The following is a 24,370-nucleotide window of genomic DNA, read 5'->3' on the forward strand; positions in this document are numbered from 1 at the left end:
CTGAAATGGGTTAAAATAAGTTTAGAGGGATCAGGCGCCGCTCATGGCGGCAAGTGAGTGGAACTCATCCCTCTGGTCCAGTCCCCACCTCTTGACCTTATCTATATCAACGCCTTTCTTCCTGGCAACGGATTCCACGTACTTCATCATCAGGAGGCCTCCTCCGGATATGAGTGATCCTGTGCCAAGCCTTGCAATTATATTTCCATGGGCATCCCTGAAGCCGTCCCTTGAGGCCATCTTTGCAAGGTGCCTGTAGGATGCGTAGTACACTGCAAGCTGATCAGCTGTGAGAACGTCCGTGTTCAGTTCCCTTGATTTTATCCTTCCCAGCGGAACATTTACCAGAGGAGTCACCGTGAACTCGAATGGCCTTCCCTGTGCATAGGAGTTGCTGAGCCTGTTGACCATGGAAATGGTATCCCACATATCCTCAACCGTCTCGCCCTCCTGCCCCACCTGTATTGTGAAAGCAGGCCTCCAGTAATTCCTTGTCTCCACATACACTCCCTGCCAGACAATTTCCTGCCAGCTGCCGTCGGGGCCAATCTTCAGCGGAAGTGTCTTGTTGGGCATATGCCTTTTTGCAAGCTCATCGCTGCCGGTCTCAACACCCGTCTGGATTCCTATCCAGTTCCTTGGGCCCGTTTTCAGTATCTTTGAAAGCTTTTCCATCATTTCAGGGTAGCCTGCAGGTATGGATATCCTCCCGTGGGTTGGGTTGGAGGTCTTTATGCCTGGAACGCCTATGGCTGCGGAAAACAGCTCGGAAAGCGCCTCCTCGTTGGGAGCGAACATGTTGCCGTGCTTGTATCCGAATATCTCGTCGGAGTGAAGCCATGCGTTATCCAGCCCGCCTCTCTGGTTCACCTTTATCTCGTTTACAATCCTCTCAACGGAATTGTACCTGAGGGGGCGGAGCGTAACCTCACAGAAGTCGCATCCAACACCGCATCCCCTCATTACCTCAACCATGCCTTTCATTGAGGGGTTTACTATTTCAGGTATGTCTTCAAGCCTTGGATAGGCTGATTTCGTCAATCCTCTTGCAAGGAACAGGTCATCATTCTTCACAACCTTCTTGAAGCCGTCGTCGTATGTCATGTAACCCCTGTGGAAGAGTGTGCTATCTATGCTGTCCTCGGCAATCTGCTCGAAGAGCGTTTCAGCAATATCATCAATTTCGCCCTGGACTATATAGTCAAAGTTGTATTTCTCTATCTCATCCCTCAGGATTGTAAATTCCCATACTCCAGGTCCTCCCACAACAAGCTTTGCTTTCTTGCCTGCCCTGGCGGCATTTATACGGGCTATGAGGGAATCCCACTCCTTGCGGACCCATGCCATCATCTCGCCGCCAAACAATGCGTAATATGACATTGTCGTTGGGCCTATGCCCAGCGGGTCCATGGTGGACACTCCGATGACCTTCGTGTCATCCGTTATGAATCTGTCCAGATAGTCTTCATGCGCCACAGCAATATCCTTCTTGGGAAACTTCCTGAGGAGTGCAGCCTCAATCTTTCTCAGGGCGTATGGCGCAAAAACAGCTTCACCATTGGGGTGGGCCGGCGGGGCTGGCCCCTTGAGAAACCTGTATACGGGCCCCGGGATAGCCTGCCCAGGAGCACATGGCAGAAAATCCAGCAGGGGAAAATTCCTGTATTCGTAACTCAATGTGGAATCTGATACCAGAACAAATTTGGTCATTTTCTATTACTCCTTATTGAGGAGCTAAATGTACTTTATTGATAAATATTTTGCCAAAATTTTCGGGAAAATTTTAGGGATTTCCCGAGAAAAATTACTTTCCCCAATAAACAAATTTTGCAAGAAAGTATAAATATAACCTGGCTGTCTGACGGCCTCAACACTGTAAAATTGGTATTTCTTTCATTCCTTACAGATATCAGAAAATTCCTGAGCCAGTGAAATCAACATTTCCGAATATATTGATTCCGTGATACATGTCAGGAATGCAACCCCGCTGGACACGCATTGGAGCTGTCAGCAAACAAGAGAAAACACCGTGAAAATACGAGCTCATGAATATCGTCTGACAAAAATTTATAGTTGATATTGCGCTCTGGAAGAATGGAAACCACAGGCACTGGAACCGGGGAACGGATTCTTGAAAGGCTTGATAACGGAAAAACATCAAGATTTTTCTGGCTTCTGACCGTTCTTTCAACAATAGGAGGATTTCTTTTTGGCTATGATACCTCAAACATAGGCATTGTGGAGGGCTTTCTCCCCTCAAGCTACGTGACGGTGAATCCCTTCATCAAGGGATACCTGTTCTCAGGGGTGTCCCTTGGTGCCGCAGTGGGTGCGCTCCTTGCGGCAGGACTTATTGACAGATACGGCAGGAAGTACATGCTCATATTCGATGCCTTTCTATACAGCCTTGGGGCGATCCTGTCCGCTGTAACAGTAGACCTCTTCATGCTGCTGGTCTCAAGAACGCTCATAGGAATTGCAGTTGGTGCGGACTCGGCCATTGCAACCGCCTACATTGCGGAATGGGCACCAAAGAGGAGAAGAGGCAGTTTCGGCATACTGCAGCAGTGGATGATCACTGTGGGTATCCTGGGAGCATATCTCATTGGGCTTGCGGTTCTTTACGGCCTGCCCTCACAGGCATTCAACCTTGACTGGAGGATAATGCTGGGAGTGGCTGCAGTGCCGTCAATCATCGGTCTGGGATTCAGGTTTGTGATGCCGGAATCCCCGAGGTGGCTTGTTCTCAAGGGTAAATATGAGAAAGCCGTTGAGTCTCTGAAGAGGCTTGGGGTGGACACAAATGAGGAGGAGCTGAAGAGGGAGTATCCCCTGTCATCTGCAGGGAGAAAGCGGATGACGCCCGGGGTGAAGAGGGCATTCATCATAGTGGGGCTGTTCATGATGTTCCAGCAGATTACAGGAATAAACATACCATTCTACTATGGTCCGCTGATCATCAGCAGCCTGCATCTTGTGGGTTCCACTGCAAGCGGCAGCGTAATGAGCGAGGAATTTGCCGTTGAGGCAGCTTCAATATTTGCCGTCATAAACGTGGCGGCCACGTATATTGGATTCAAGTTAATTGACAGGGCAGGCAGAAGAACCCTGGCCATAACCGGATACACAGGAATGGCAGTGTTCGGATTCCTGGGCGCTGCCCTGAAGTATGCCAACAGCGACATCGGAATGCTGGTTGCCATGTCCCTCTTCATAGTATTCTTTGCCTTCGGCGTTGGTGGAACCGGCTGGATCATACAGGGCGAATACTTCCCCACAGAATACCGTGGCACCATGGCCTCGCTCATAGCCTTCATAGACTGGATGGCCAACTTTGCCATAGTTGAGATATTTCCCTTCATGGACAGCACAATACACATAGCAGGGTCCCTTGTGGTATTCGGTGTGCTCTCTGTTGCTGCGGCTGCCGTCTTCTACATGATAATGCCTGTCACAAAGGGAAAATCGGTCGAGGAAATAACGGAGATGTTTGACCAGATGGCATCTCATGGCAGCAAGAATGCAGGATCACCAAAATGATACGCGGGCATGTCCTGACGTATCATTTATATTTTCAGTACCTTTCAGTTACATGGTGTAGTTGATGGCAGGGAAGTCAGAAGATGGGTTCCTGGAAATTCAGGGAATCCGCATATTTTACAGGATATTCAGGGCAGAGAGGGAGCGGGCAAAGCTGATCACCATGCATGGCGGGCCCGGCATGTCCCATGATTATCTTCTGCCGCTTGCAGATCTGTCGGATCGCGGCATCACCGTCATTTTTTACGACCAGTTCGGCTGCGGCAGATCAGAGGAGCCGGATCAGGGCAAATTCACCATAGATTATGGCGTGGAGGAGGCCGAGCAGCTCAGGAAAGCTCTTGTCGGAGACGAAAAGGTCTTCCTCATGGGGTCATCATATGGCGGGGCACTGGCGCTGGCGTACTCCCTGAAATATCAGGACAGGCTGAAGGGTCTTATTGTTTCCGGGGGCCTATCAAGCGTGCCTCTGACGGTGGCAGAAATGTACCGCCTCATAGATAACCTCACACCTGTGTCCAGGGATGCCATAAGGAGGTATGACGAGACAGGTGATGCCTCAGATCCTGAGTATTTGGCCGCTGTGAAGGAATTTTACAGGAAGCACCTCCTGAGGATGGACAGCATCCCTGAAGAAGTAGCCCGATCACTTGAATATGGGGATAAGAGGAATGTTTACAGGATAATGAACGGACCCAATGAATTCACCATCACTGGTACCATAAGGGACTGGGACATAACAGACAGAATACAGGACATAAGAATCCCTACACTAATAACAGTGGGGGAATATGATGAGGTAACTCCCGGGGTGGCCAACCTCATACACGCCAAGATCAGGAACTCAGAACTTGTCATATTCAAGGGATGCTCCCACCTGACCATGTGGGAGGATCGGGACGGCTACAACCGGCTCCTGGAAAGGTTCATCAGGGAAGACTCGTAGCTTTCCTGGATTTTTCAGCAGCATGGTACCAGTTCCCGGATGTGAGCGAATTCATGCCAAATTTTTTCATAATTTATAAATGTCTGGGGAGCATTGGATCCTGGAAGAAGCCAGTGAAATCTTTGGGAAATGGATGGGTGAAATATTCCGTCAGTACTTCACACGGTGGTATGAGGGTTTTGAATGACGCGACGGCAGTTCCAATTATCAGAGCTCATGGACGACTTCCCACAGCTGTTCCTCCGAATCAGGGCGGGGAATGAAAGACCGCTCTAAGGATGGATCATAAAATATTAATCTTAACACATATTAAGTCAGAGATAACATTGCTGGAAGCCCTCATATATACAAATGCAACTCAGGCAAATCAACCCGGATTGCCATCTACAGGCTCCATGGAAACACTGGTCATTTTTCTGGCAATCATCGCAATCATAGTGGCAAGGAGGATCGCCCGCGGAATATACGGGAGGCGCTACAGCACAGGAAGGGTTCTCTTTCTTCCTGTATTCTATGTGCTGTTAACTCTGGTATTCGTAATATTCCTTAACCTCGGGGACACAGATATATATTACACCCTTCTCCTGATCCCTGCCGGTGCGGTCGTTGGACTGAGAATAGGCGGCGGAATTTCATTCTTCATGAAGAACGGGGAAGTATACTACAGGCGTTCTCCAGCCATCCTTATAATCTGGCTGGCTTCCTATGTGTCCCGGATACTGCTGGAAGTTCTCTATCCCACCAACCGTACCATCGCATTTGCGGTTGACGTGGTACTGGCACTGACTGCCGGGCTCATAATAGGCGAGGCTGTGCATCTTATCCAGGGCCGCAGGAGCTTCAACCCGGCACCTGAAAAGGAAGAAGACAGGTTTGTCATCAACCAGTGACGGGGAAACAGGAGAAGTGTTCCTTCCTTGAAATGGGATTTAAGGGGCGGTCTGACAGCCATATCTGCAGGTTATGTCCCTTCCGGCATTGCGTTTGGCGCCATAGCAACAGCACTTCATGTGCCTGTCTGGGCCACAATATCGCTTTCTGCACTTGTTTATTCCGGTGCAGTCCAGTCCGCCTTCGTTGGTTTCTGGAGCATCGGCATAGATCCTGGCACGCTTCTCCTGACAGCTTTCCTGCTCAATCTCCGCCATACATTTTACGGCCCGCATGTGGGGGGCATCAGGAATGACATAACGCTGAAGGATATGATGTCAATCGCGCCCCTCCTGACCGATGAGGTTTACGCCCTCTCCGTGCAGGATCCACCACTGCCGAAGCGCTCAGTGAGGATTCTGAGCCTCTATGCCTACGTGAACTGGATAGGTTCCACAGCGGTTGGTTCCATTCTGGTGAATTTCCTGCCGCCAGGAGTTGAAGCCGCAATAGCCATCGCACTTCCTGCACTTTTTCTGGCGCTGCTCCTGCCAAAGATATCCGACCGATCGACAGCTGTGACTGCCGCCGCATCCATTGCAGTTTCTGTTGCGGCAAGAGCGCTGCACCTGCCTTCATACTTCATAATAGTTCCAATCCTGGTGGGAGTTGCATCTGGTATGGCCATTGTGATGAGCAGGAGGCCAGCATGATCCTCATACTGTTGATCGCTGTCCTTGCCATTCTCAGTCTCTCACAGAGGCTGGTGCCGTGGCTTGTCATTTCCAGGTTCAGCGGGGGCAGGCACATGGAGCAGATATTCAACCTTTTTGCAGTCTCGGCCTTCTCTGCCCTTGCAGTTTACAACATAACGGAATTCACTGCCGGATCGCTGGTGTCGCTGGTCGTCGCAGCCATGGTGGCACTGCGCACCAGGAATCTGGGATATGCGGTGCTTGCGGCCATAGCGGTTTCACTTGTGGCCCTGTATATATGAAGGTAGCTATGTTCAGGGCGTGATTCCGGATGGAATCCGGACACAGGTGATTATGGGGATTCCAGGGCCTCAACATCCCTGACATAGTGTATGTCTATATCCCATTCCTGGAACTGCTTGATTGCCTCCCTCATTGTCTCAAAAAAGTCCGGCAGAACGATCTGGGGGACTATGGTGGAAAAGGAGAATGTTTTCCCGTTAAGTTTCTGAGGCATTCCCAGGGTTATTGTGAAATTCTCCGAGGCCTGCTTCACAAAGAACTGGATAAGTGGATTTGTGAATGATGTCTCGTATATATGATCCTTTTTTGATATTTCGGTAACGAAGTTGTTCCTGTCGGTCAGAAGGGAGTGCTTGTCATAATATACGGCTCTTATCTCATCCTCCAGAAGATACTTCAACTCCCGTGTCCACGACACCCCCAGATTGACAATGACCGGATCATTCGTTATGTTCATGAAGGATGGTGGAACTGATGATGTTATCTCAACGTACTTCAGGGGCGTGACATCGGAAAGCTCCTTGAACACGTCTATGGCTCCGGTGCTGGGGCCTATGTACTGAACTGCATACCTGCTGAAATCCATGAAATTCTGCCTGAGCGCCTTTGTTACGTTCTGCTCGTCGTTCTCGTGGAACCTGAAATATATGTAGCAGTATCCATCATGGACGATGACTCCGTCCACCACCAGAGACGGGACAGCATTCAGGGCTATGAAACCGGAAAGAAATTTTGTTCCAGTAAGGTCTACCTTGGCCATTATGGCATCCCTGGTCCTCTTCACATCATATTTCGATATCTCCTTGAGATCGCTTTCATCCAGGCCGGGGCTGTTTTCCATGTTCACCAGGGCATAACCGCCATCTTTGGTGATCCTGATCCTGACGATCATGGGCAGATTGTACTTCATTGAGAAATCCGTGATTGGCAGGTCAACTGAAAAAGAGAATACCACCTGGCGGTTCAGCATTCCGTTTATCTCATCAATTATCATAGGGAGAATAAGCATCAGGATGTTAAAAAATTATTCATATGGTCTTAAAATTTCCCATGGCTGATGGGAAGCCACAATTCAAAACGGTGGCTTCAGTGGGATCGAAGGAAATCAGAAACTATTGAGAAAAACCGAATGGGCTGGTCTATGTATACAGGGTGTGGTGCATCCTGCACAATCTCCAGCCTTGATCCCTTTATGATGGAGGAGTACTGCTGCCCAAGGGAAGGCATCACCACATTGTCATTGGAACCCCATATAAATAGAACAGGCTTCGTGATTCCAGCCATCCTGTCCTTCTGATCTTCCACCCATGCAGGTGCAACGGCTATGATGCCATCAACCATATCCGGGATGTCCAGGGCTGCCATGACCACCATGCCACCGCCCATGGAGGCGCCAAGCAAATATGCATTCTTCAGACCAATGTGCCCCATGTAGTCTCTGACAAATTCTGTGCCCCTGGATATGTCACCTCTCTTTATGGTATACCTGTCCTGGGGGTCGGAGTTCCCAAATCCAGGATAGTCCGGTGCATAGACATTGAATCCAAGATCGCCAAGATGCTGGAAAGCACCCACATCTTTCCAGTTCCTGGAGGTGAATGACCACCCGTGGAGAAGGATTATGTTCTTTCGTGCCCCTGTGTCAAGTTTTCTGTGAAAAAGCGTGCCGTTGTTGAACTGCATGTATTCCTGTTTTATTTCATCTGACATGAATGAATATCACAATTACAGATTAAAAGTTGATGACACCGTACATGCTGGTGCCACATCATGAATGAAGGTGCCAATCAGTGGTGCGTGATCATGTATTTCAGGTTCATCCTGTTCCCCGAGAAAACAGCAGGCAGGATCTCCTTGAGTTCCCTGGAGACCACTGGCCGGAACTCCATTTTGCCCAGTATGTCCCGGTCCAGATCAGCGCCGGGTGCAATCTCATCCAGCCTGAGTCCGTTCTCTGTCAGGGTGAACACTGCCCTCTCGGTGAAATACCTGACCTCCTTTGTGAATTTCATGGCTTGCTTCCCGCTGAAAAAGATCTTGTATACCCTGTTGACAAACTTCAGGACATCGCCATCCGACCTGATGTTCAGCTTTCCATTTTCAACAGCGATGTCGCTCTTTCCGGCGGTGAAAGTGCCTGCGAAGTAAACCCGCGGCGTACCCTCGGCTATGACGGGGAATCCTCCAGGGCCCGTGAGTTTTCCAGGTATGTATGAAGGATTCACGTTTCCATTCTGATCCACCTGGAGGAATCCAAGAGAGGCTGTGTCTATGATCCCTCCTTCATAATTGGAGAACATGTCAGGTATGGTGGAAAGGGCAAATGCCCCCATGGAGATTCCAAAGTCCGGTCCCGTTAAGGCAACACCGCCCCATGGACCGGATTCCACCACGCTCACAACATCCCTGGAAAGACCTTCTTCAGAGATGATTCCGGAAAGCAAAGCCGGAACACCCACTCCTAGGTTGATCAGTATTGGGGAACCCTTGCTGTTGAGCAACTGTATGAGTTCAAGCGCAACCCTTCTGGCGATGATCCTGTGCAGCTGCGGCGATTTGCTGGCACCCATGTCCCCCAGCAGCCGGTCGGTATTTCCGGGGCTGACCCTGAAGCAGGCCCTTGGATCATATTCGAATGAACTTGCCTGCCAGTGGTATTGAGGTGGGGATGTCACAACGTAATCCACCAGGGGATATGGGACCTCAACCTGCCTGGGTGAAAATGCCCCATCGGCCACAACCCGCTTGACCTGGGCAACAACCTTTCCAGGATTTGGCATGGCTTTGCTGGCCTGCGCTATGCTCATGACAGTTCCCCTTATGGGCTCATCCTCCATGCTGAGGTTTCCAAGCCGGTCCGAGGACGTGACCCTGATGAAGGAAACATTGGGCTTCGGTGCCCTGTATATGAGGAATTCCTCCCCGAAGAGATCAATCTTTGTTGAATAGCACATCCTGTTCCTTGCGGCGGATTCATTCAGGGTGCCGGAATCCTGGTCCGGATCCAGGAATGTGTCTATGCCGATCTTGGTGAGCAGGCCCGGCCTGCCGGATGCAACCTCTCTGAACCAGTAAGCGGTGATACCTATTGGCCATCCATACACCTGGAATCTGTCCTCCAGGGTCATTTTCTGGAGATATGGGGAGAACCCCATGAAGGGAACAAGCATCCCTTTGATGAAACCGCAGTCACCTGATTCCGACATGTCCTTCAGAACGAGATCCAGGGCTCTCCCGGGAGAAGCCGGCAGCGCATCTGTCTCCAGGAACAAGGATTTCGGATGCCCAGTGGCCTGGTACTTTTTGTAAAGCTCCAGGATGAGGAACTCCGGTGTTGTTGCAAGGTTGAATCCGGAAACGGCAAGGACGCTGTCATCATGAATCTCGTCCAGATATGCAGTATCCCCTTCAGGCGATATTGATGGCCTCATTTATATCCCGCTTTCATCGGCAGGTTGAATAAAAACAGTATGCCTGAACCGTTAAGGCACAGGCTTATTGGCTGGAACTACACCTTGGATCTATAGATAAGGTTGCTCAGGTGCTCAAGAATCTTGACAGCATCCTCCTGCCTGGCCGTCAGTATGATCTCCGTGTCAAACCGGTATATCTTCTCGATGTTCACCTTCTGCAGCATGAGGTATTCCACCACAAAGAGCGTAAGTCCAGGACTTCTGGATGCATCCTCCGGAAGTTCTATCTTTATGAGGGCAAGATCGCCGTCATCCATCCCTCCCATGAGGCACTTGAATCCCTGGGGTGTCCTTACCGCAACAATGGCTTTGCTATCTATATCTTCAGGCCTTGGCACAAGCTTCTCCTTGTACTTGTAATCCAGTGAGAGCTTGGAATTCCTCAGGAGATCTATCTGCTTGCCCCACGTTGTTTCAGGCTTTATCTGGGTGAGGCTCTTCACAAGGGTGTTGATCTTCACATCTTTTTCCGTCATGCTCTCCACAGTTGGCTGGATCTTCCTGGCAAGATTTGCATAGTTAACAAGGCCGCTTTTTATCATGGTTGCGTAGAGCGGATTTTCCTTCACCACAAGTTTCACGGCATCATTGATCTTTGTCATGGATATGTTATTCCTTGCCGACTTATGAATATAGCTCCTGATATATCATGGATTCCGTGGCATTGCTCACAACATGGCATTATCTTAATCATTAATTCTTAACAATAGAATTTCTGTGAGGACATTTTCATGAAGGAAAAAGTGAAAATACCGGCTATGGCAAAGCTTTAGCCGGGAGAATGCTCACCCCATGGTTGAAGGAACTCAAGTTTCTTTTGCCTTACGTTGTGTTTACCGCTTTTTCGTATTTCTTTGCCAAGGATGGGCTCGTATTTGCATCGCCCTTTGTTTTCATGGGACTGAGATATCTCATAGCCGGGGCAATGCTGCTTTCAATTTCAAGGAGAATTATACTGACAAAGAGCCTTCTCTTCCTTTCCGCCGTAACGGTGACAAGCACAGTGTTCTGGGCATACGGCCTGCTTTACGTGTCCCCATCGGAATCAGCAGTCCTCAGTTATTCAATGCCGCTCTTCTCCCTCCCCATAGCTTTTCTCCTGGTATCGGAGAAGCCATCAAGAATGGAAATACTTGGAATCGTCATAGGTTTCGCCGGAGTTCTCATATACGGTATACCGCTTCTTTCGGGCTTTACCCTGGTCGGAATGGTACTGACAGTCATCAACGCATTTTTCTGGGGCACCTTCACCGTATTTTACAGGAAGCTCAAGGACCAGGACCCTGTGGCGGTGAATGCAACACAGTTCATTGTGGGCGCAGGAATAATGCTTGCACTGAGCCCCCTGGATTTCCATCTCAGGATCACCACAGGATTTCTCATTGATCTCGCCTGGATGGGGACACTTGGCGGTGCCCTTCAGTTCCTCTTATGGAATTACATGATACGCATAAGCAAGGTGAACCGCATAACCGTCCTTGCATTCAGCGTACCCATATTCACAGTGGTGCTGGAAGCATTCATGACCTCCAGGATTCCCAGCATATTCTCCATTGCAGGTGTCGTGGTTATGTTCACAGGGATTTTCCTTTCAAGGATCAGGGGCGGGATATCCGTTGTTGTGCCGGAGGGAAATGCAGGGAATGGATTATCCTGATACCTTCATAGTGAACATAAAAAGGAACTGTTAATGTGCGGACAGGCCATGCATGCCATGGCGATGTGATTGAATGATTCAGTCTCAAGGAGGCTTGTGCTTACCACAACCTCCATTTCTGCATTCGTGACCCCATTCCTATCAAGTGCCATCGCATTTGCGGTCCCACGGATTGGTGTCTCATTCCACCTGGACTTTGTGCAGGTGGCCCTGATACCCATGGTTTACCTCATTCCCCTGGCCTCCTTCATGATATTCTTTGGAAGAATCTCCGACGATGTGGGGAGAGTGAGGATCTTCCGTGCCGGTCTCATAATATTTGCCGTAGCCTCCATTGCTGCCTCATTCTCTTCATCATATTCGTTCCTCATTGCCATGGTATTCCTGGCAGGACTTGGCTCAGCAGTCTTAAGCACAAACTCAACCGCCATCGTGAGTTATGTGTATTCCCGCGGCGGCCGCGGCTTCGCGCTGGGCATCAATGCAATGTCAGTGTACCTGGGACTGACCTTTGCCCCGTTTCTGGGAGGTATACTTATAGAGTTCACCGGGTGGAGATCTGTATTCCTGTTCTCTGGCCCCGTGGGCCTTGCAGCCCTGGCACTGTCAGCCGTAAGCATGAGGAATATTGAGATAAGGAGGCGTACAACGGCATCAGGGATCATGGGCCCGGCCTTTCTTGCTGGAGCAATACTTTCACTGACTGCATATGTAGCGCTTGGGGATGTGACCGGTTTCCTGAGGTCAGCTTACATTCTGCCCATTGCAGCGGTTTTCCTGATGCTGTTCATAAGGTACGGGACACATGGGGCAGGTGAGGCAGTCCCCATGGAAATGTTGCGGGGAAACAGGACATTTGCCGCATCAAATCTCACTGCGCTGCTCAATTACCTCAGCACGTTCTCCATAGTGTTCATTTTCTCAATATGCCTGCAGGTTATACTTCACGTGAGCCCCTTCATGTCCGGCATACTGATACTCCCTGAGCCGGTGTTCATGGTTGCACTGTCACCGGTGGCAGGAAGGCTCTCAGACAGGTTCGAGTCAAGATCAATTGCTTCGTTGGGAATGCTCATAATAGGCCTCTCATTCCTGGGACTCTATTTCATGCATCCACTCACCAGGGCAAATATACTTGTCCTTCTGGGAATAATCGGCATAGGATTCGGGTTGTTCTCGGCACCAAACACCAATTCCGTAATGGGTTCAGTATCACGCGACAACTCCGGGACCGCATCGGGATTCCTTGGAACCATGAGATTCACGGGCCAGCTGTTCAGCATTGTTCTTGCAACAGTGATAATATCCGCCTACATACCCAGGCCCCTGACGATGGGGATGTTTTCCGGAACTGTTGTGGCGATAACTCCCCAGTACTTCAACAGCTTCTCAGAGGGATTCCGCACGGTGATGTTCATCTCGGCCATACTCAGCCTTGTTGGTGCCGTCACATCCCTCCTGAAGAACAGAGGGCAGTGAATCGATAGAGATTAATACTGTACAAAAATTCAATTCTATGGGAGGCAACCGGAGGAAGATGCAGGGTTTTGGTAGCCTCATGGCATTTTCCACGGCGTTGGAGCGTCTGGCTGGGAGAAAATGGGACAGGATCGCCACTGAAATGATCCCGGTACGTGAATCAGCAGGGAGAATCTCAGCATCAGATGTTTATGCACGCGAGAACTCACTGTCATTCAGCAGGAGCGCCGTGGACGGTTATGCCGTTGTATCATCAGATGTATCCGGCGCTTCGGAATACAATTTCATAACCCTTGAAGTGAAGGGGGAGATTGAGGCTGGGCGAACCGATCCAGCATCCATGGATCACGGCCAGGCATATGAGATATACACAGGAGGGGAGATGCCTGAAGGCTCAGATGCAGTGGTTATGGCAGAATATGCGGAAAGGTCCGGAAATTCCCTCAGGGTGTTCCGGTCCGTGAGGAAGTACGAGAACGTGTCGCGTGCCGGTGAGGACATTACCAGCGGCCAGAAGATTGTGGGCAGCGGGGAGATCATCAGGGCACAGCACATGGCTGCATGCATTGCCGTGGGGATAGAAAAGCTGGAGGTCTTTGCAATCATGGAAATGGGCATAATATCAACGGGAAATGAGATCATGCCGGGGATGGGTGTCAGAAACACCACCCAGCCGCTGCTCCTGTCTTATTTTTCATCTGCATACATGCGTACAGGCGATCTTGGCGTGGTGCCCGATGATCCGGATAAAATCAGGTCCGCCATAGATGAAAGCATAGGCAGGCACCACATCCTGGCAGTGACCGGCGGCACAAGCCTGGGTTCCCGGGACCTTGTGGCAGATGTGCTTGACGGGATGGGTGAAATGATATTCGGTGGAGTAATGATCAGGCCCGGCCGCACCATATCGCTGTATGATGTTGGCGGGAAGCCAGTATTCTCAGTGTCGGGCCTGCCCGTTGCCGCACTGATCTCCCTGGAGGCCTTCCTGGGCCCGTTCCTGGCAGTGCAGACCGGACTGAAGCGCACCAGGGTCGTGGTCAGGGCTGCCATGACCGAAAGAGTCGCCAACAGGGATGGCATGAGATCATACCTGCGTGTCAGGGTCAGGAACACGGAGAATGGGCTTGTTGCTGACCCGTTGCGGATTACAGGGTCAGGCATACTGTCGTCTCTGCTCCTTTCAAACGGCATCACCGTGATTCCGGAAAACAGGGAGGGACTGGAGGAAGGAGAGATGGTGGACATAACACTCACTGGAGATGTTTACTGATGGCACTTATATTTCACAAACTTGTTGGAATGGAAGAGGCAAAAAGGCTTGCTGCGGAGAGTATTGGCAGCATAACAGGATCAGAGAGGATCGATGCGGTGGACGCCCAGGGCAGGGTGCTGGATTCGGACATATTCTCAGGCATTGATTCCCCTCCCTTTGACAGGTCAGAGGTGGACGGGTTCGCCGTCAGGTCGCAGGACGTGGAGGGAGCTGAACAGGATACGCCTGTGATGCTGAGGATAGCAGGTTCAGCATCCATAGGGGAGCCTGCCCTTGAAATGCATGCGCCCGGCACATGCATAAGAATCGCCACGGGTGCCGTGGTTCCAGTTGGGGCGGATTCTGTCATCATGGTGGAGTACACCCGCCAGAAGGGAGAGACCCTGGAGGTATTCAGGTCTGTGGAACCGGGCGAGAACATCTCGCAGGCCGGATCTGACCTCTCCAGGGGTGAACTCATCCTCAGGGCCGGCACCACAGTGGGATCAAGGGAGATTGCCGTGCTGCACTCAGTTGGAATCAGTTCTGTCACCGTCAGGAGGAAAATGCGGATTGCCGTACTCTCCACGGGGAATGAACTGCTGGAGCCAGGCAGCCATCTGATTCCGGGACGGCTGTATGAATCCAACGGCGCTGCGGTGCAGTCCATACTCAGACAGTATCCGGTATTCCAGGCCACATACCACGGTATCGTTAAGGATGACAGGGAAGCAATTCGAAAGACAGTAGCCGAGCTCTCTGCAGAAAATGATGCCGTCATAACAAGCGGAAGCACATCGGCCGGGGAAGGCGACATGGTGTACGACGTTCTTGCGGAGTTCAGGCCGGGCATTGTTTTCCACGGCGTTGAGGTCAAGCCGGGGAAGCCCACGCTTCTCTCCATGATGGGAAATACACCGGTCATAGGCCTCCCCGGTTTTCCGGTGTCTGCCATCATGGTATTTGACACAGTATTCCTCCCTGCGCTCCTGGGGGCATGCGGCATTGGGAGGAAAACACGACAGGTTTCCGCCACCGTGCCCGTCCGGGTGCACCTGGCGCAGGGAAAAACCAATCTTGTGCCTGTGAGCCTGATCCAGAGGGAATCCATGGTGGCTTATCCTCTCCTGGGCGATTCCGGGTCTGTTTCCCGGGTAATGAGATCAGACGGCTACATTTCTGCATACGGCAATCGGCCGTACATTGAAGCTGGAGAGATGACCCAGGTGTCACTATATTCAGACGATGTGCAGATTCCTGATCTCACATTCATTGGAAGTCATGACATTGCCATTGAATCAATATTCCGGAAAATCTCAATGAATGTAAAGGTCATCAACATCGGCTCCACGGGAGGTGTGGAGGCAATAAGGAGAGGGGAAGCTGACCTTGCAGGAGTACACATACTGAATCCGGCAAGCATGAAGTACAATGATTTCTCCTCGGATGACGATCTAATGAAGAAGGCGGAGCTTGTGAAGGGATACACAAGGGAACAGGGAATACTTGTCAGGCCTGGGAATCCTCATGGAATAAGGTCACTGGCGGACATAGCCTCCCATGGCCTGTCATTTGTCAACAGGAACCATGGTTCCGGGACAAGGATTCTCATAGACAGCATGCTTTCGTCATCAGGCATAAGCGGGAAGGATATCAGGGGGTTCACCTATGAGGTAAAAACACACTATGCGGTTGCCAATGCCATTTGGAGCGGCAGGGCAGATGCAGGTGTGGCAATAAGGCAGGCTGCTGTAATGTACGGGCTGGACTTCATACCTCTTGGAAAGGAGGAATATGATTTCCTCATTCTCAGGGAGAGCCGGGACAGGCTTTCGAAATTTCTTGAGGTCCTTGAGAGCAGATGGTTCACTGAAGTTCTTGGCAGGGATTTTTCGGGATATTCCCGGTGATGTCACTGGTTGTGTGATTCCCTGAAAATCCGCTCCATGGGTTCCATCATGGCTTCCACAATCTCCTGCACCGTGCCATGCATCTCAGGAATTGAGAGGCTGTATCCCGGCAGTGTCTCCCTGGATCTGTTCAGTATCCTCCCGTATATGCTGAGGCCCATCTTCCTGAATTCCTCCTGGATCTCATCTGCCTGGATCAGGCTCAGGGCATCTGCCGTTGAAACCAGGAAGAATCTGGTCTTTTCCATGTGATTCCACACATCCTGTGCAAGCTTCTGCCACTCCTTCAGTATTGCGCCGATCCTGTCGCCTCTGATTCGGTCCCTTGCGGAGATGAGGAACTTCAGGTCACGCCCCAGGTGGTTGTAGAAATCCCTTTCCAGTGAGAGGAGGTGCATGGTGGAGGACGATGCCGGCGTGTCCCAGACAACATAGTCATACCTGCCGGAATCATGGAGATCAACGATGCGTGATATCATGAACTCTTCCCCCACACCGGGGCTGCTGGCAATGTGATCAAGTATCTCAGGTCCCACATCGGCAAATTCCGATATGATGGCGTAAGCCTGGTCTCCATACCTGGATTTCCACTCCGCAGCAATGTCGGACTCAGATATCTCCATGACTGTTATGTTGTGGAAGTCCCTGGTGAATATGTGCCTCAGTGACGGCATATAATCCGTTGAAACCAGCAGGGTTTTCCCATGACCTGACAGTACCCTTGCGTAAGCGGCTGAAATCGTGGATTTCCCCACGCCCCCCTTCCCAACGAAAGCCTCAATCATGCCACTGAATTCAATTGCAGCATATACGCAATAGCTTTCGGTTCACTGCAGGCAATAAGAAATGGATAGACACATGGCGTCAGAAAAGCGTAAATATGATATCCCGATGTTTTCAGGGCAATGATTACGGTAAAATATTATGCCAATCTCAGGCAGATTACAGGCATGAAGGAAGATTCCATGGATTATGAGGAGGCAACGGTGGGCGAGGTTGTGGATTCCCTCTGCCATCGCTATGGTGAGCCATTCAGGAAGCTGATGCTTGAGGACGGAAAACTCAGGGGAAATGTCATAATACTCATAAACGGCGTCAACGTAATTTTCGGAAAGGGACTTCAGGAAGTCATAAAGAGCGGGGATTCAGTGGACATATTCCCGCCCGTGGCCGGAGGGTGACTACAGTGAGTAGTATTCCAGGCCCAGCCTCTTTATTGTCTCCCTTGTGGGTATTCCCTTCTCATCCCAGCCCCTGACCCTGTAGTAGTCCTTCAGGAGGTAATCCATTGGGAACGTGTTTCCCTTGTTGGGACCCTTTTCAAGGGCCTGCTTCAGGAACCTTTCCGGAAGCCTGTCTTCTTCGGGCTTTATGCCAGCTTTCAGGTTGAAGAGCCTCTCGAGGTTCCAGGTTCTCTCTGCAGCCAGCATAATCTCATCCTTTGTGTAGTCGAAGGCCGTGACGTCATTCACAAGTGCCAGGTAGTCGTCCAGGTTCAGTGCAAAGGACGGGAACTGGCAGAGCCCGGATGAATCCATGACCTCGGTGAAATCCTGCACGTACTTCACCAGAGCAGCCTTGCCTTCCTTTTCTGTAGGCTTGGATACAGGTTCAACACCCAGTATCTCATTGGAAATGGTGTATGCCCTCATGTGGGACCCGCCGATATTGCTTGTGGCATATTCCAGGCCGATTCCGTAAGCGCCCCTGGGATCGTATGCAGCAATTTCCTGTCCCTTGACGCTCACGGACGCATTCTCATCACCGTATTTGCGGGCCAGCCTCAGGGACCCCTCAGCCAGGTCATTTCCGAAATCCTTGCGGTAGGCCAGTTTGGCAGAGGCCTCCAGGATGAAGGATGAGTTGCCGAAGACCGGTTTTGTTGGGCCCACAACGCTGTCGGGTATCTTCTTTTCACCGTAGAGCTCCATTGCGGCAGATAATGTGTTTCCAGCCGTTATGGTGTCATATCCCAGCCTGTCCGCGTTGTCGTTTGCGGCTATGACTGTGTAGAGATCGTGTACGCCTGTATTGGGGCCCAGAGCCCAAGTGGATTCATATTCAGGTCCCTCCGTCTCCCTTTCATTGTATCTGGATACCCTGCCGCACGCAATGGGGCAGGCAAAGCATGGCGTGTTCCTTATTAGGTATGTGTCGGCAAGAGTCTCTCCGCTGACCATGTCTGCAAGCGGGTCATTGCCAGAATCCATGTAATTTTTTGTGCCGAATATTCCAGACTGGTTGATTATGTTCACAAGGACTTCTGTTCCGTATGCAGGGAGACCCTGGCTTGTGACCGGATTGGCCTTGATCTTCTTGAGCATGGCCGTGAGGGTATCCCTGTACTTCCCGGCATGGCCGATCTGGGGCATTTTTCCTGTTGATGCAACAACGGCCTTAAGGTTCTTGGAGGCCATTACCGCACCAACACCATTCCTTCCGGCAGCCCTGTGCTTGTCATTCACAATGGATGCGAACTTCACCATGTTCTCTCCTGCCGGGCCTATGCACGCAACAGAAACGTTGACACCGGTCTCGGCTTTCAGTGCATCGTCGGTTTCAAAGACATCCTTTCCCCACAGGTGAGTTGCATCCCTGAGTTCCGCCCTGCCGTCATGGACGTAAAGGTACACGGGATGATCAGCCTTCCCGGTAAATATTATCATGTCAAATCCGGAATGCTTCAGCTTTGCTCCGAAGAACCCGCCGGAGTTGCTCCTGGTTATTGTGCCGGTGAGCGGGCTCTTGGTCACTACCATGTATCTTGCAGCAGTTGGAGAGCTTGTGCCGGTCAGGGGGCCGGGCGCCATGATCATAATATTGTCGGGTGAGAGGGGATCGACCTTTGGATCAACCTCATCCACAAAATACCTTGTTGCTATGCCCTGGCCGCCTATGTAGTCCCTGGCCCACTTCATGTTTGTGTCCTCAATGCTTATTGAACCCTTTGAAAGGTTCACCCTCAGGAATTTACCGGTATATCCCCCATAACTCATGATACCACTGTAAAACTAAACCAATCCAGATATATACGGATTTGCCTGTACCGGAAAATGCGGCGGCTGCCAATGAAAAAGGCAGTCACACCTGCGGATTTATCCATCAATTTCTCCACAAATCATATTTTTCCCATTTGATCCGGTCCGGATGATTCAGCGTCCTTCCTGCAGTATGGATTCATGCCCCAGGGGTTTCATAAGTTCCAAGTTCAGCACAAGATATTTGCCATCAGGCACCCTGGAGGTCTTTATGAAATATTCCTCTCCGTCAATGGAAGCAAGAAGCACATTGTAGTCATGGGATTTCCACCACCTGTAGCCGTACCCGCTGGAATCTGAGAAACTTATTGACTCATCACCGGCCAGGTAGTGATTTCCATTGATCCTGACCATGTTCCCGTAATGGAGCATCGCAGCACTTGTTGCCTGGTGCAGCTCATCAAGGGAAGACATGGTCTCAGTGATTCGCCCTGCATTCATGAAGGTCAGGGAATCATATCCGAAGTCCAGATCGCTCTGGTCATGCGTTACGTATAATATGGAGAAGGAGTACTTCTTCATCATGTCATCCAGGCGAGAGAGTATCCATACCCTTGCAGACTGGTCCTGCATGGAGAGCGGTTCGTCCATCAGGAGGAGGGAAGGTGCACTTATGACTGCCCTGGCCACAGCAACCCTCTGGGCCTGCCCGCCAGATATCTGGTCAGCTTTTCTCTGCAGGATATCCTTCAGTCCCATGCTCTCCACCATGTCATGAAAAATGTCCATGCTCCCGCCTGCATGCCGCACTGGAAACATGAGGTTCTTTTCGACGCTCATCCCCGGGAACAGCAGGAGATCCTGCGGGATATATGCAACATGCCTCTCCCACGATTTCCTGTCCTCAGAGGGGACACCGTCAAGAAGTATGCTTCCGGAATCAGGACGGAGTATGCCGCACACATTCTTCAGCAGCGTGGTCTTGCCGGAACCATTTGGGCCCATTATGAAATGTTTCCCCGATGGCAAATCAAGCTGATCAATGGACAGAGTGAAGCTGCCATGCCTGTATACCAGGTCCCTAATAGACAGCTGCATTTCTTCCTCCCATGGCCCTGAGAATGGCCATTGCAATGATGCCGGTGATTATGAGGATACTGGATGATGCTGCGGCATTCGGAAGCCCGCCTCCAAGGAACTGGCTGTAGATGAACACTCCTGCCAGCTGGGTGAAGCTGGGGAATATGTAATACGCCACAATGAGCAGGGAACCAACTGCGGAGATTGCACGGGCCCAGGACAGGACTATGCCTCTTGCCATTGGTTTGATCAGCATGGGAACGGAGAGCAGCAGGAAGCTCTTTGCATCGCTGATTCCAAGTGTCATGGCCTCCTCCTCATACCGGAGTATCTCCTGCCTGTAGCTCACCCCAATAATCCTGATTGAATATGCGGAGGATACGAAGAGCAGCGTTATGATCACTGCGAAGAGCGAATCCTGGAATGTATATCCGGGAAAAATTCTGGCAATGGCGGATCCCACCGGCATCTGAGGTGCAAATGTTATGAGGATCATGATGCCCACAACGGTGCTTGGGATCATTATGGGAATCTCCACCAGGCTATCGGCGATCCGGTATGGAATGGTGTTCCTGCGGGCCATGACGAAGGAGTACGGGAGAGCCAGGAGCACGGAAATAACTGCAACTGCAAGGGCGATGAGGTAGGTGTAGTATATGCTGGCCAGTATTCCACTGTGGGCGTCGCCAATGAGAAAACTGAAGGAGTTGAATGTAAGTATTCTCACTATGGGCAGAACCAGGAAGATCAGGTATGCTGCCATGAACGGAAAAAACAGCAGAAGAAGTCGGTTTCTCATGGAATGTGACATGGAATGTTGACAAAATAATGTTTCCGGAACATCCCGGAATCAGTCATAGGCTGAAGCCGGGATGTAGCTCGGGATAGGTTCCACAACGGTGCCCAAATATGATGGGATATTGGACATATGATATCCGAATGCCACCGGAAGTGGATCAAAATCGCTGGCAGCAAGAGTGTGCTGTCCGTACCCCGTCACAAGATCGTAGATGTAGGCGGCAGCCATGGACGGGTTGGCGGTCCCGTTCAGGATCGTTGCAGCATACAGTATGGGCGCTCCGGGAAGATTGCCGATGTTGTCGTCGGGAGTGGTTGGTCCCGTGGAATTAACCATCCCATAGAACAGGACGTGGTCTTCTGTAATATTTCCAAGGTTGATCCAGGAGCTGAGGCCATTGGATCCGTCAGGAGCCTTGAAATATGACAGGTTCTGGTTTATGGCCTGGGACTTGTAAGTAAGCGCATAGTCAGCGGTTCCAGCCTCAAGCAGGCCATCAAGTCCTATTTCAACCGTGGTGAGCTTTGTATAGCCCTTGCCCAGCATGTATCCGAACACCTGGCTGTACAGTGCCATTGAATCATTTACAGGATAGTTTCCGCCCCATGATTCTGATGCCAGCGTTCCACCTGGACCGAACCAGGCATTCCAGGCACGGTTGTACTTCATGTACATGGTGAAGTTATCAGAGAACGCCTGCTGCACGTACTTTCCATACGTTGCATTGTCCCATCCAGTGTAGAGCAGTCCTGCAAGCTTGGTCATCTCTATTGCCTGAAATCCGCTTGGGTCAAGCTGTGAAGTTGATGCCGCTACTGTGACATTCTTGGCGGTAATGTTCTCAAACCAGAAGGACCCGGCGGGAATGTTATATTTGTGGTTCAGCCATGTGACTGCCATCTCATTTGCTGAAAATATGATCATCCAGTCGGTGTATTTAGGCATCAGGTTGGCTGGAATCACTCCAGCCGATGCTGATATGAACACATCGTAATGGGCTCCGCTCTGCACGTTCTTGGCGCCACTGACTGATCCTGAAAATGTTGGGCCAACGGAAATGCCTGTTGTGTTCTTGAACTGCAGGTTAAAATGATTGCCAAGGGCGTATTCCAGGGATCCTGCTGCAAATACAGATACGCTTGCTGGAGCAGGATGTGACGATTCCGAGATATAGTAACCGGCAAAGCCCCCAACCAGCAATCCCACCACAAGGATTACAGCGGCAGTTAAGGCAAAACGTGATTTTTCCATGATTGGTAATAACCTGAACTTATAAATTTGTTTAAAGAAGATAAGGAATCGCTGATGATTCCTGAAAATCCTGTCTCAGATCTCCACTGAAAGATCCTTCATGACATCCGGTGATGGCCTGCCATCTGAATCAATACCCACTTCCTGCAGGTATTCATCAACCATGGAACGGTAGTCCACGGTCACATTGGCAGTGGGGCCTGCCGTGAGGGGTGGTTCCCCAACCATCCTGGATGGCGGTACAATCTTTCTGGGATTGATGCCCTCCCTGTAGTTGAATAGATGCCGGAGCAGCTGTATTCTCTTTCCCATTGCCATGATCTCCTCTTCAGACACATCCCAGCCCATGATGGCCTTGAAGAGCTTGTAGTACGGGTATGAGTTAGGCCATACGGAAGTGGAGAACAGGCACATGCCAGTGGCATTCAGTACCTGCATTCCATATACAGAAAGCGCCTGCATCTTCCCCTTGCCATGGTATGAGTACCTGTCTATCTTCTCCCTGGGGAAACTGTACTGGAACGGCAGCGTCATGGTGCCGCCCTCGTCAAATCCCAGGCCGCCTGCAGTATGCCTTCCTGGTGTTGGGTCTGCAATGTACGTGGTGGCGAGGCTTGGAAGTAGTCTGGGGTCGTGCATTGGCAGATCCTGGCCGCCAACCTGCATGGCAAATTTCTCGCTGCCCTTGCCGAATTTCTGTGCGGCATATTTCGCGCCCATTCCAAGGACTGATCCAATGCCCTCGCCCCTGCCGATCAATTCGGTGAGTCTCACCATGGCATCGGCATCTCCAAAACCAATCTTGAATCCAACATCTTTCTCTGTTATTATGCCTCTCTCGAAGCATTCGTTTGCAAAGGCTATGACTGCGCCCACGGATATTATGTCCATCCCTGCCCTATTGCACATCTCAAATGCCATGGCCATGGCATCCAGATCAGTGTTGAGATTGAGCCCTCCGAATGATCCTGTCCCCTCATATTCAAGCCTGTGCCCCTCAATCTCTCCGAAGCGGGTCTTTCTCCTTATGTGGCCACCACATGCAAGCGTGCACTGCGCACATCCGTAGGATTTCAGCTTGTCCCTTGCAATTTCTTCCCCGCTTATCTTCCTGGCATTGTCAGCACCGTAGTCTATTATGCCTACACCGGCCCAGTTCTTTATTGGCGTGTCGCCGTTGAGGTGTGAGGATTCTGTTCCGGCGGTTGTGCCGTACAGCTGCCATGGCCTTGCCAGATCTATGTTCTTCCTGAATTCTATCTGGATCTCCTTTATTGTCTCCATGAGCATTGCCTGGTCAAAGGGCTTGAATATGGGCTTTCCCCTTACTATGAGTCCCTTCAGCTTCTTTGATCCCATTACCGCTCCGAGCCCTGATCTGCCTGCTGCTCTGCCGTAATCATTCATGAGTGAGGCAACCAGAAGTTTCTTCTCCCCGGGGACACCTATGACAAGTGCCTGTCCCCTGGGTTCTATTTTCTTCAGCTCATCCTCGGTTGCATATGCGTCCTTTCCCCACAGGCCGGAAGCGTCCTCTATGGAAGCCTTGCCGTCGGTGATTTTCAGGAAAACTGGCTTTGGTGAGATGCCCCGTATGAAGACTGCATCATAGCCGGAGTTTTTCAGCTCCGGGCCGAACTTGCCACCGCAGTCAGCATCACCCCATCCGCCGGTCATGGGAGATTTAGCTACAACCTGGAATCTTCCGCCCAGAGGAACTGAGTGGCTGTTGAATATCCCGGTTGTGATTCCCAGGATGTTTTCCTCTCCCAGGGGATCTGCCCCAGGTTTCATGTCTCTGTTCAGAATGTATGCTCCCAGACCATAGCCGGTCAGGTATTTCCTGTATATTTCTTCTGGAATCTTCTCCTCTCTTATGCTGCCCTTTGTAAGGTCAACATGGAGAACCCTGCCATTAACGCCGTACATGCTTTTATCATGGCTTCTTCCTATTATAGATTTATCTCAGCCGATAGGTACCCTGGGCTTCCGTGCAAATTCAATCGTACTCCCCTTTTCATCGTGCTTTGCAATAGATGGGAGAGGTATTGCGCTCAAGAACCCACACATGAGCATTTATTGGCACACTAGCGCATTTTAGCACAGTTTTGCTCGCGATAATTCTTATAACTTT

The 24,370-nt window shown here is 50.8% G+C and carries 21 protein-coding genes; 10 read left to right on the forward strand and 11 right to left on the reverse strand.

The genetic code is table 11. The features are described from left to right. Positions 1-30: 30 nt before the first annotated feature. A complete protein-coding gene (locus RE469_06110) occupies positions 31-1,710 on the reverse strand; it encodes a radical SAM protein (protein ID WMT43776.1) in 1,680 nt (559 codons plus the stop codon). A 384-nt stretch (positions 1,711-2,094) separates the two neighbouring features. Here RE469_06110 and RE469_06115 point away from each other — a divergent pair, with 384 nt between their 5' ends. The 5 genes from RE469_06115 (at position 2,095) to RE469_06135 (ending at position 6,353) form a co-directional block, all read left to right on the forward strand. After that, a complete protein-coding gene (locus RE469_06115) occupies positions 2,095-3,540 on the forward strand; it encodes a sugar porter family MFS transporter (GenBank protein ID WMT43777.1) in 1,446 nt (481 codons plus the stop codon). A 64-nt stretch (positions 3,541-3,604) separates the two neighbouring features. Continuing rightward, positions 3,605-4,486, forward strand: coding sequence for a proline iminopeptidase-family hydrolase (locus RE469_06120; GenBank protein WMT43778.1), 882 nt, complete (start codon positions 3,605-3,607; stop codon positions 4,484-4,486). 326 nt (positions 4,487-4,812) lie between these two features. Then, positions 4,813-5,376, forward strand: coding sequence for a hypothetical protein (locus tag RE469_06125; GenBank protein WMT43779.1), 564 nt, complete (start codon positions 4,813-4,815; stop codon positions 5,374-5,376). Positions 5,377-5,403: 27 nt separating this feature from the next. Then, the gene (locus tag RE469_06130; GenBank protein ID WMT43780.1) at positions 5,404-6,069 is read left to right on the forward strand and encodes an AzlC family ABC transporter permease; all 666 of its coding nucleotides are present in this window, start codon (positions 5,404-5,406) and stop codon (positions 6,067-6,069) included. Next, positions 6,066-6,353 carry an AzlD domain-containing protein gene (locus tag RE469_06135; protein ID WMT43781.1) on the forward strand — a complete coding sequence of 96 codons (288 nt, stop codon included), beginning with the start codon at positions 6,066-6,068 and terminating at the stop codon, positions 6,351-6,353. Before RE469_06130 ends, RE469_06135 begins: the two co-directional genes overlap by 4 nt. A gap of 50 nt (positions 6,354-6,403) precedes the next feature. Here the strand turns inward: RE469_06135 and RE469_06140 are convergent, their stop codons facing one another. The 4 genes from RE469_06140 to RE469_06155 form a co-directional block, all read right to left on the reverse strand. Further along, entirely contained in the window at positions 6,404-7,348 is a 945-nt protein-coding gene (locus tag RE469_06140; GenBank protein ID WMT43782.1) for a hypothetical protein, read from the reverse strand. 92 nt (positions 7,349-7,440) lie between these two features. Beyond that, complete coding sequence (locus RE469_06145; GenBank protein ID WMT43783.1) at positions 7,441-8,064, reverse strand: alpha/beta hydrolase; 624 nt, start codon at positions 8,062-8,064, stop codon at positions 7,441-7,443. 77 nt (positions 8,065-8,141) lie between these two features. Next, positions 8,142-9,785, reverse strand: coding sequence for a CoA-transferase (locus RE469_06150; GenBank protein ID WMT43784.1), 1,644 nt, complete (start codon positions 9,783-9,785; stop codon positions 8,142-8,144). Positions 9,786-9,862: 77 nt separating this feature from the next. Then, positions 9,863-10,429: a hypothetical protein gene (locus tag RE469_06155; GenBank protein WMT43785.1), complete on the reverse strand. Its 567-nt coding sequence runs from the start codon at positions 10,427-10,429 to the stop codon at positions 9,863-9,865. Positions 10,430-10,623: 194 nt separating this feature from the next. Here RE469_06155 and RE469_06160 point away from each other — a divergent pair, with 194 nt between their 5' ends. The 4 genes from RE469_06160 (at position 10,624) to RE469_06175 (ending at position 16,128) form a co-directional block, all read left to right on the forward strand. Next, the gene (locus RE469_06160; protein WMT43786.1) at positions 10,624-11,484 is read left to right on the forward strand and encodes a DMT family transporter; all 861 of its coding nucleotides are present in this window, start codon (positions 10,624-10,626) and stop codon (positions 11,482-11,484) included. A gap of 69 nt (positions 11,485-11,553) precedes the next feature. Further along, the gene (locus RE469_06165; GenBank protein ID WMT43787.1) at positions 11,554-12,963 is read left to right on the forward strand and encodes an MFS transporter; all 1,410 of its coding nucleotides are present in this window, start codon (positions 11,554-11,556) and stop codon (positions 12,961-12,963) included. 37 nt (positions 12,964-13,000) lie between these two features. Next, on the forward strand, positions 13,001-14,236 hold the full coding sequence (locus RE469_06170; protein WMT43788.1) for a molybdopterin molybdotransferase MoeA: 1,236 nt from the start codon (positions 13,001-13,003) through the stop codon (positions 14,234-14,236). Then, positions 14,236-16,128, forward strand: coding sequence for a molybdopterin biosynthesis protein (locus RE469_06175; GenBank protein ID WMT43789.1), 1,893 nt, complete (start codon positions 14,236-14,238; stop codon positions 16,126-16,128). The genes RE469_06170 and RE469_06175 overlap by 1 nt, the downstream gene beginning before the upstream one ends. 2 nt (positions 16,129-16,130) lie before the next feature. On the opposite strand, the gene RE469_06180 is transcribed toward RE469_06175, so the two are convergent. After that, complete coding sequence (locus RE469_06180) at positions 16,131-16,913, reverse strand: ArsA-related P-loop ATPase (GenBank protein WMT43790.1); 783 nt, start codon at positions 16,911-16,913, stop codon at positions 16,131-16,133. 120 nt (positions 16,914-17,033) lie between these two features. Here RE469_06180 and RE469_06185 point away from each other — a divergent pair, with 120 nt between their 5' ends. After that, positions 17,034-17,309, forward strand: a complete 276-nt coding sequence (locus RE469_06185) for a ubiquitin-like small modifier protein 1 (GenBank protein ID WMT43791.1) — start codon at positions 17,034-17,036, stop codon at positions 17,307-17,309. On the opposite strand, the gene RE469_06190 is transcribed toward RE469_06185, so the two are convergent. The 5 genes from RE469_06190 to RE469_06210 all read right to left on the reverse strand — a co-directional run bounded on the left by RE469_06190 (position 17,310) and on the right by RE469_06210 (position 24,165). Continuing rightward, positions 17,310-19,124: an aldehyde ferredoxin oxidoreductase family protein gene (locus RE469_06190; protein WMT43792.1), complete on the reverse strand. Its 1,815-nt coding sequence runs from the start codon at positions 19,122-19,124 to the stop codon at positions 17,310-17,312. Between the two features lie 156 nt (positions 19,125-19,280). After that, positions 19,281-20,204, reverse strand: coding sequence for an ABC transporter ATP-binding protein (locus RE469_06195; GenBank protein WMT43793.1), 924 nt, complete (start codon positions 20,202-20,204; stop codon positions 19,281-19,283). Further along, positions 20,188-20,985: an ABC transporter permease gene (locus tag RE469_06200; protein ID WMT43794.1), complete on the reverse strand. Its 798-nt coding sequence runs from the start codon at positions 20,983-20,985 to the stop codon at positions 20,188-20,190. Before RE469_06200 ends, RE469_06195 begins: the two co-directional genes overlap by 17 nt. A gap of 51 nt (positions 20,986-21,036) precedes the next feature. Next, entirely contained in the window at positions 21,037-22,236 is a 1,200-nt protein-coding gene (locus RE469_06205) for an extracellular solute-binding protein (protein ID WMT43795.1), read from the reverse strand. A 75-nt stretch (positions 22,237-22,311) separates the two neighbouring features. Next, a complete protein-coding gene (locus RE469_06210; protein ID WMT43796.1) occupies positions 22,312-24,165 on the reverse strand; it encodes an aldehyde ferredoxin oxidoreductase family protein in 1,854 nt (617 codons plus the stop codon). Positions 24,166-24,370 lie beyond the last annotated feature (205 nt).

It is taken from the genome of Cuniculiplasma divulgatum, from assembly GCA_031200235.1.
Taxonomy (GTDB): Archaea; Thermoplasmatota; Thermoplasmata; order Thermoplasmatales; family Thermoplasmataceae; genus UBA509.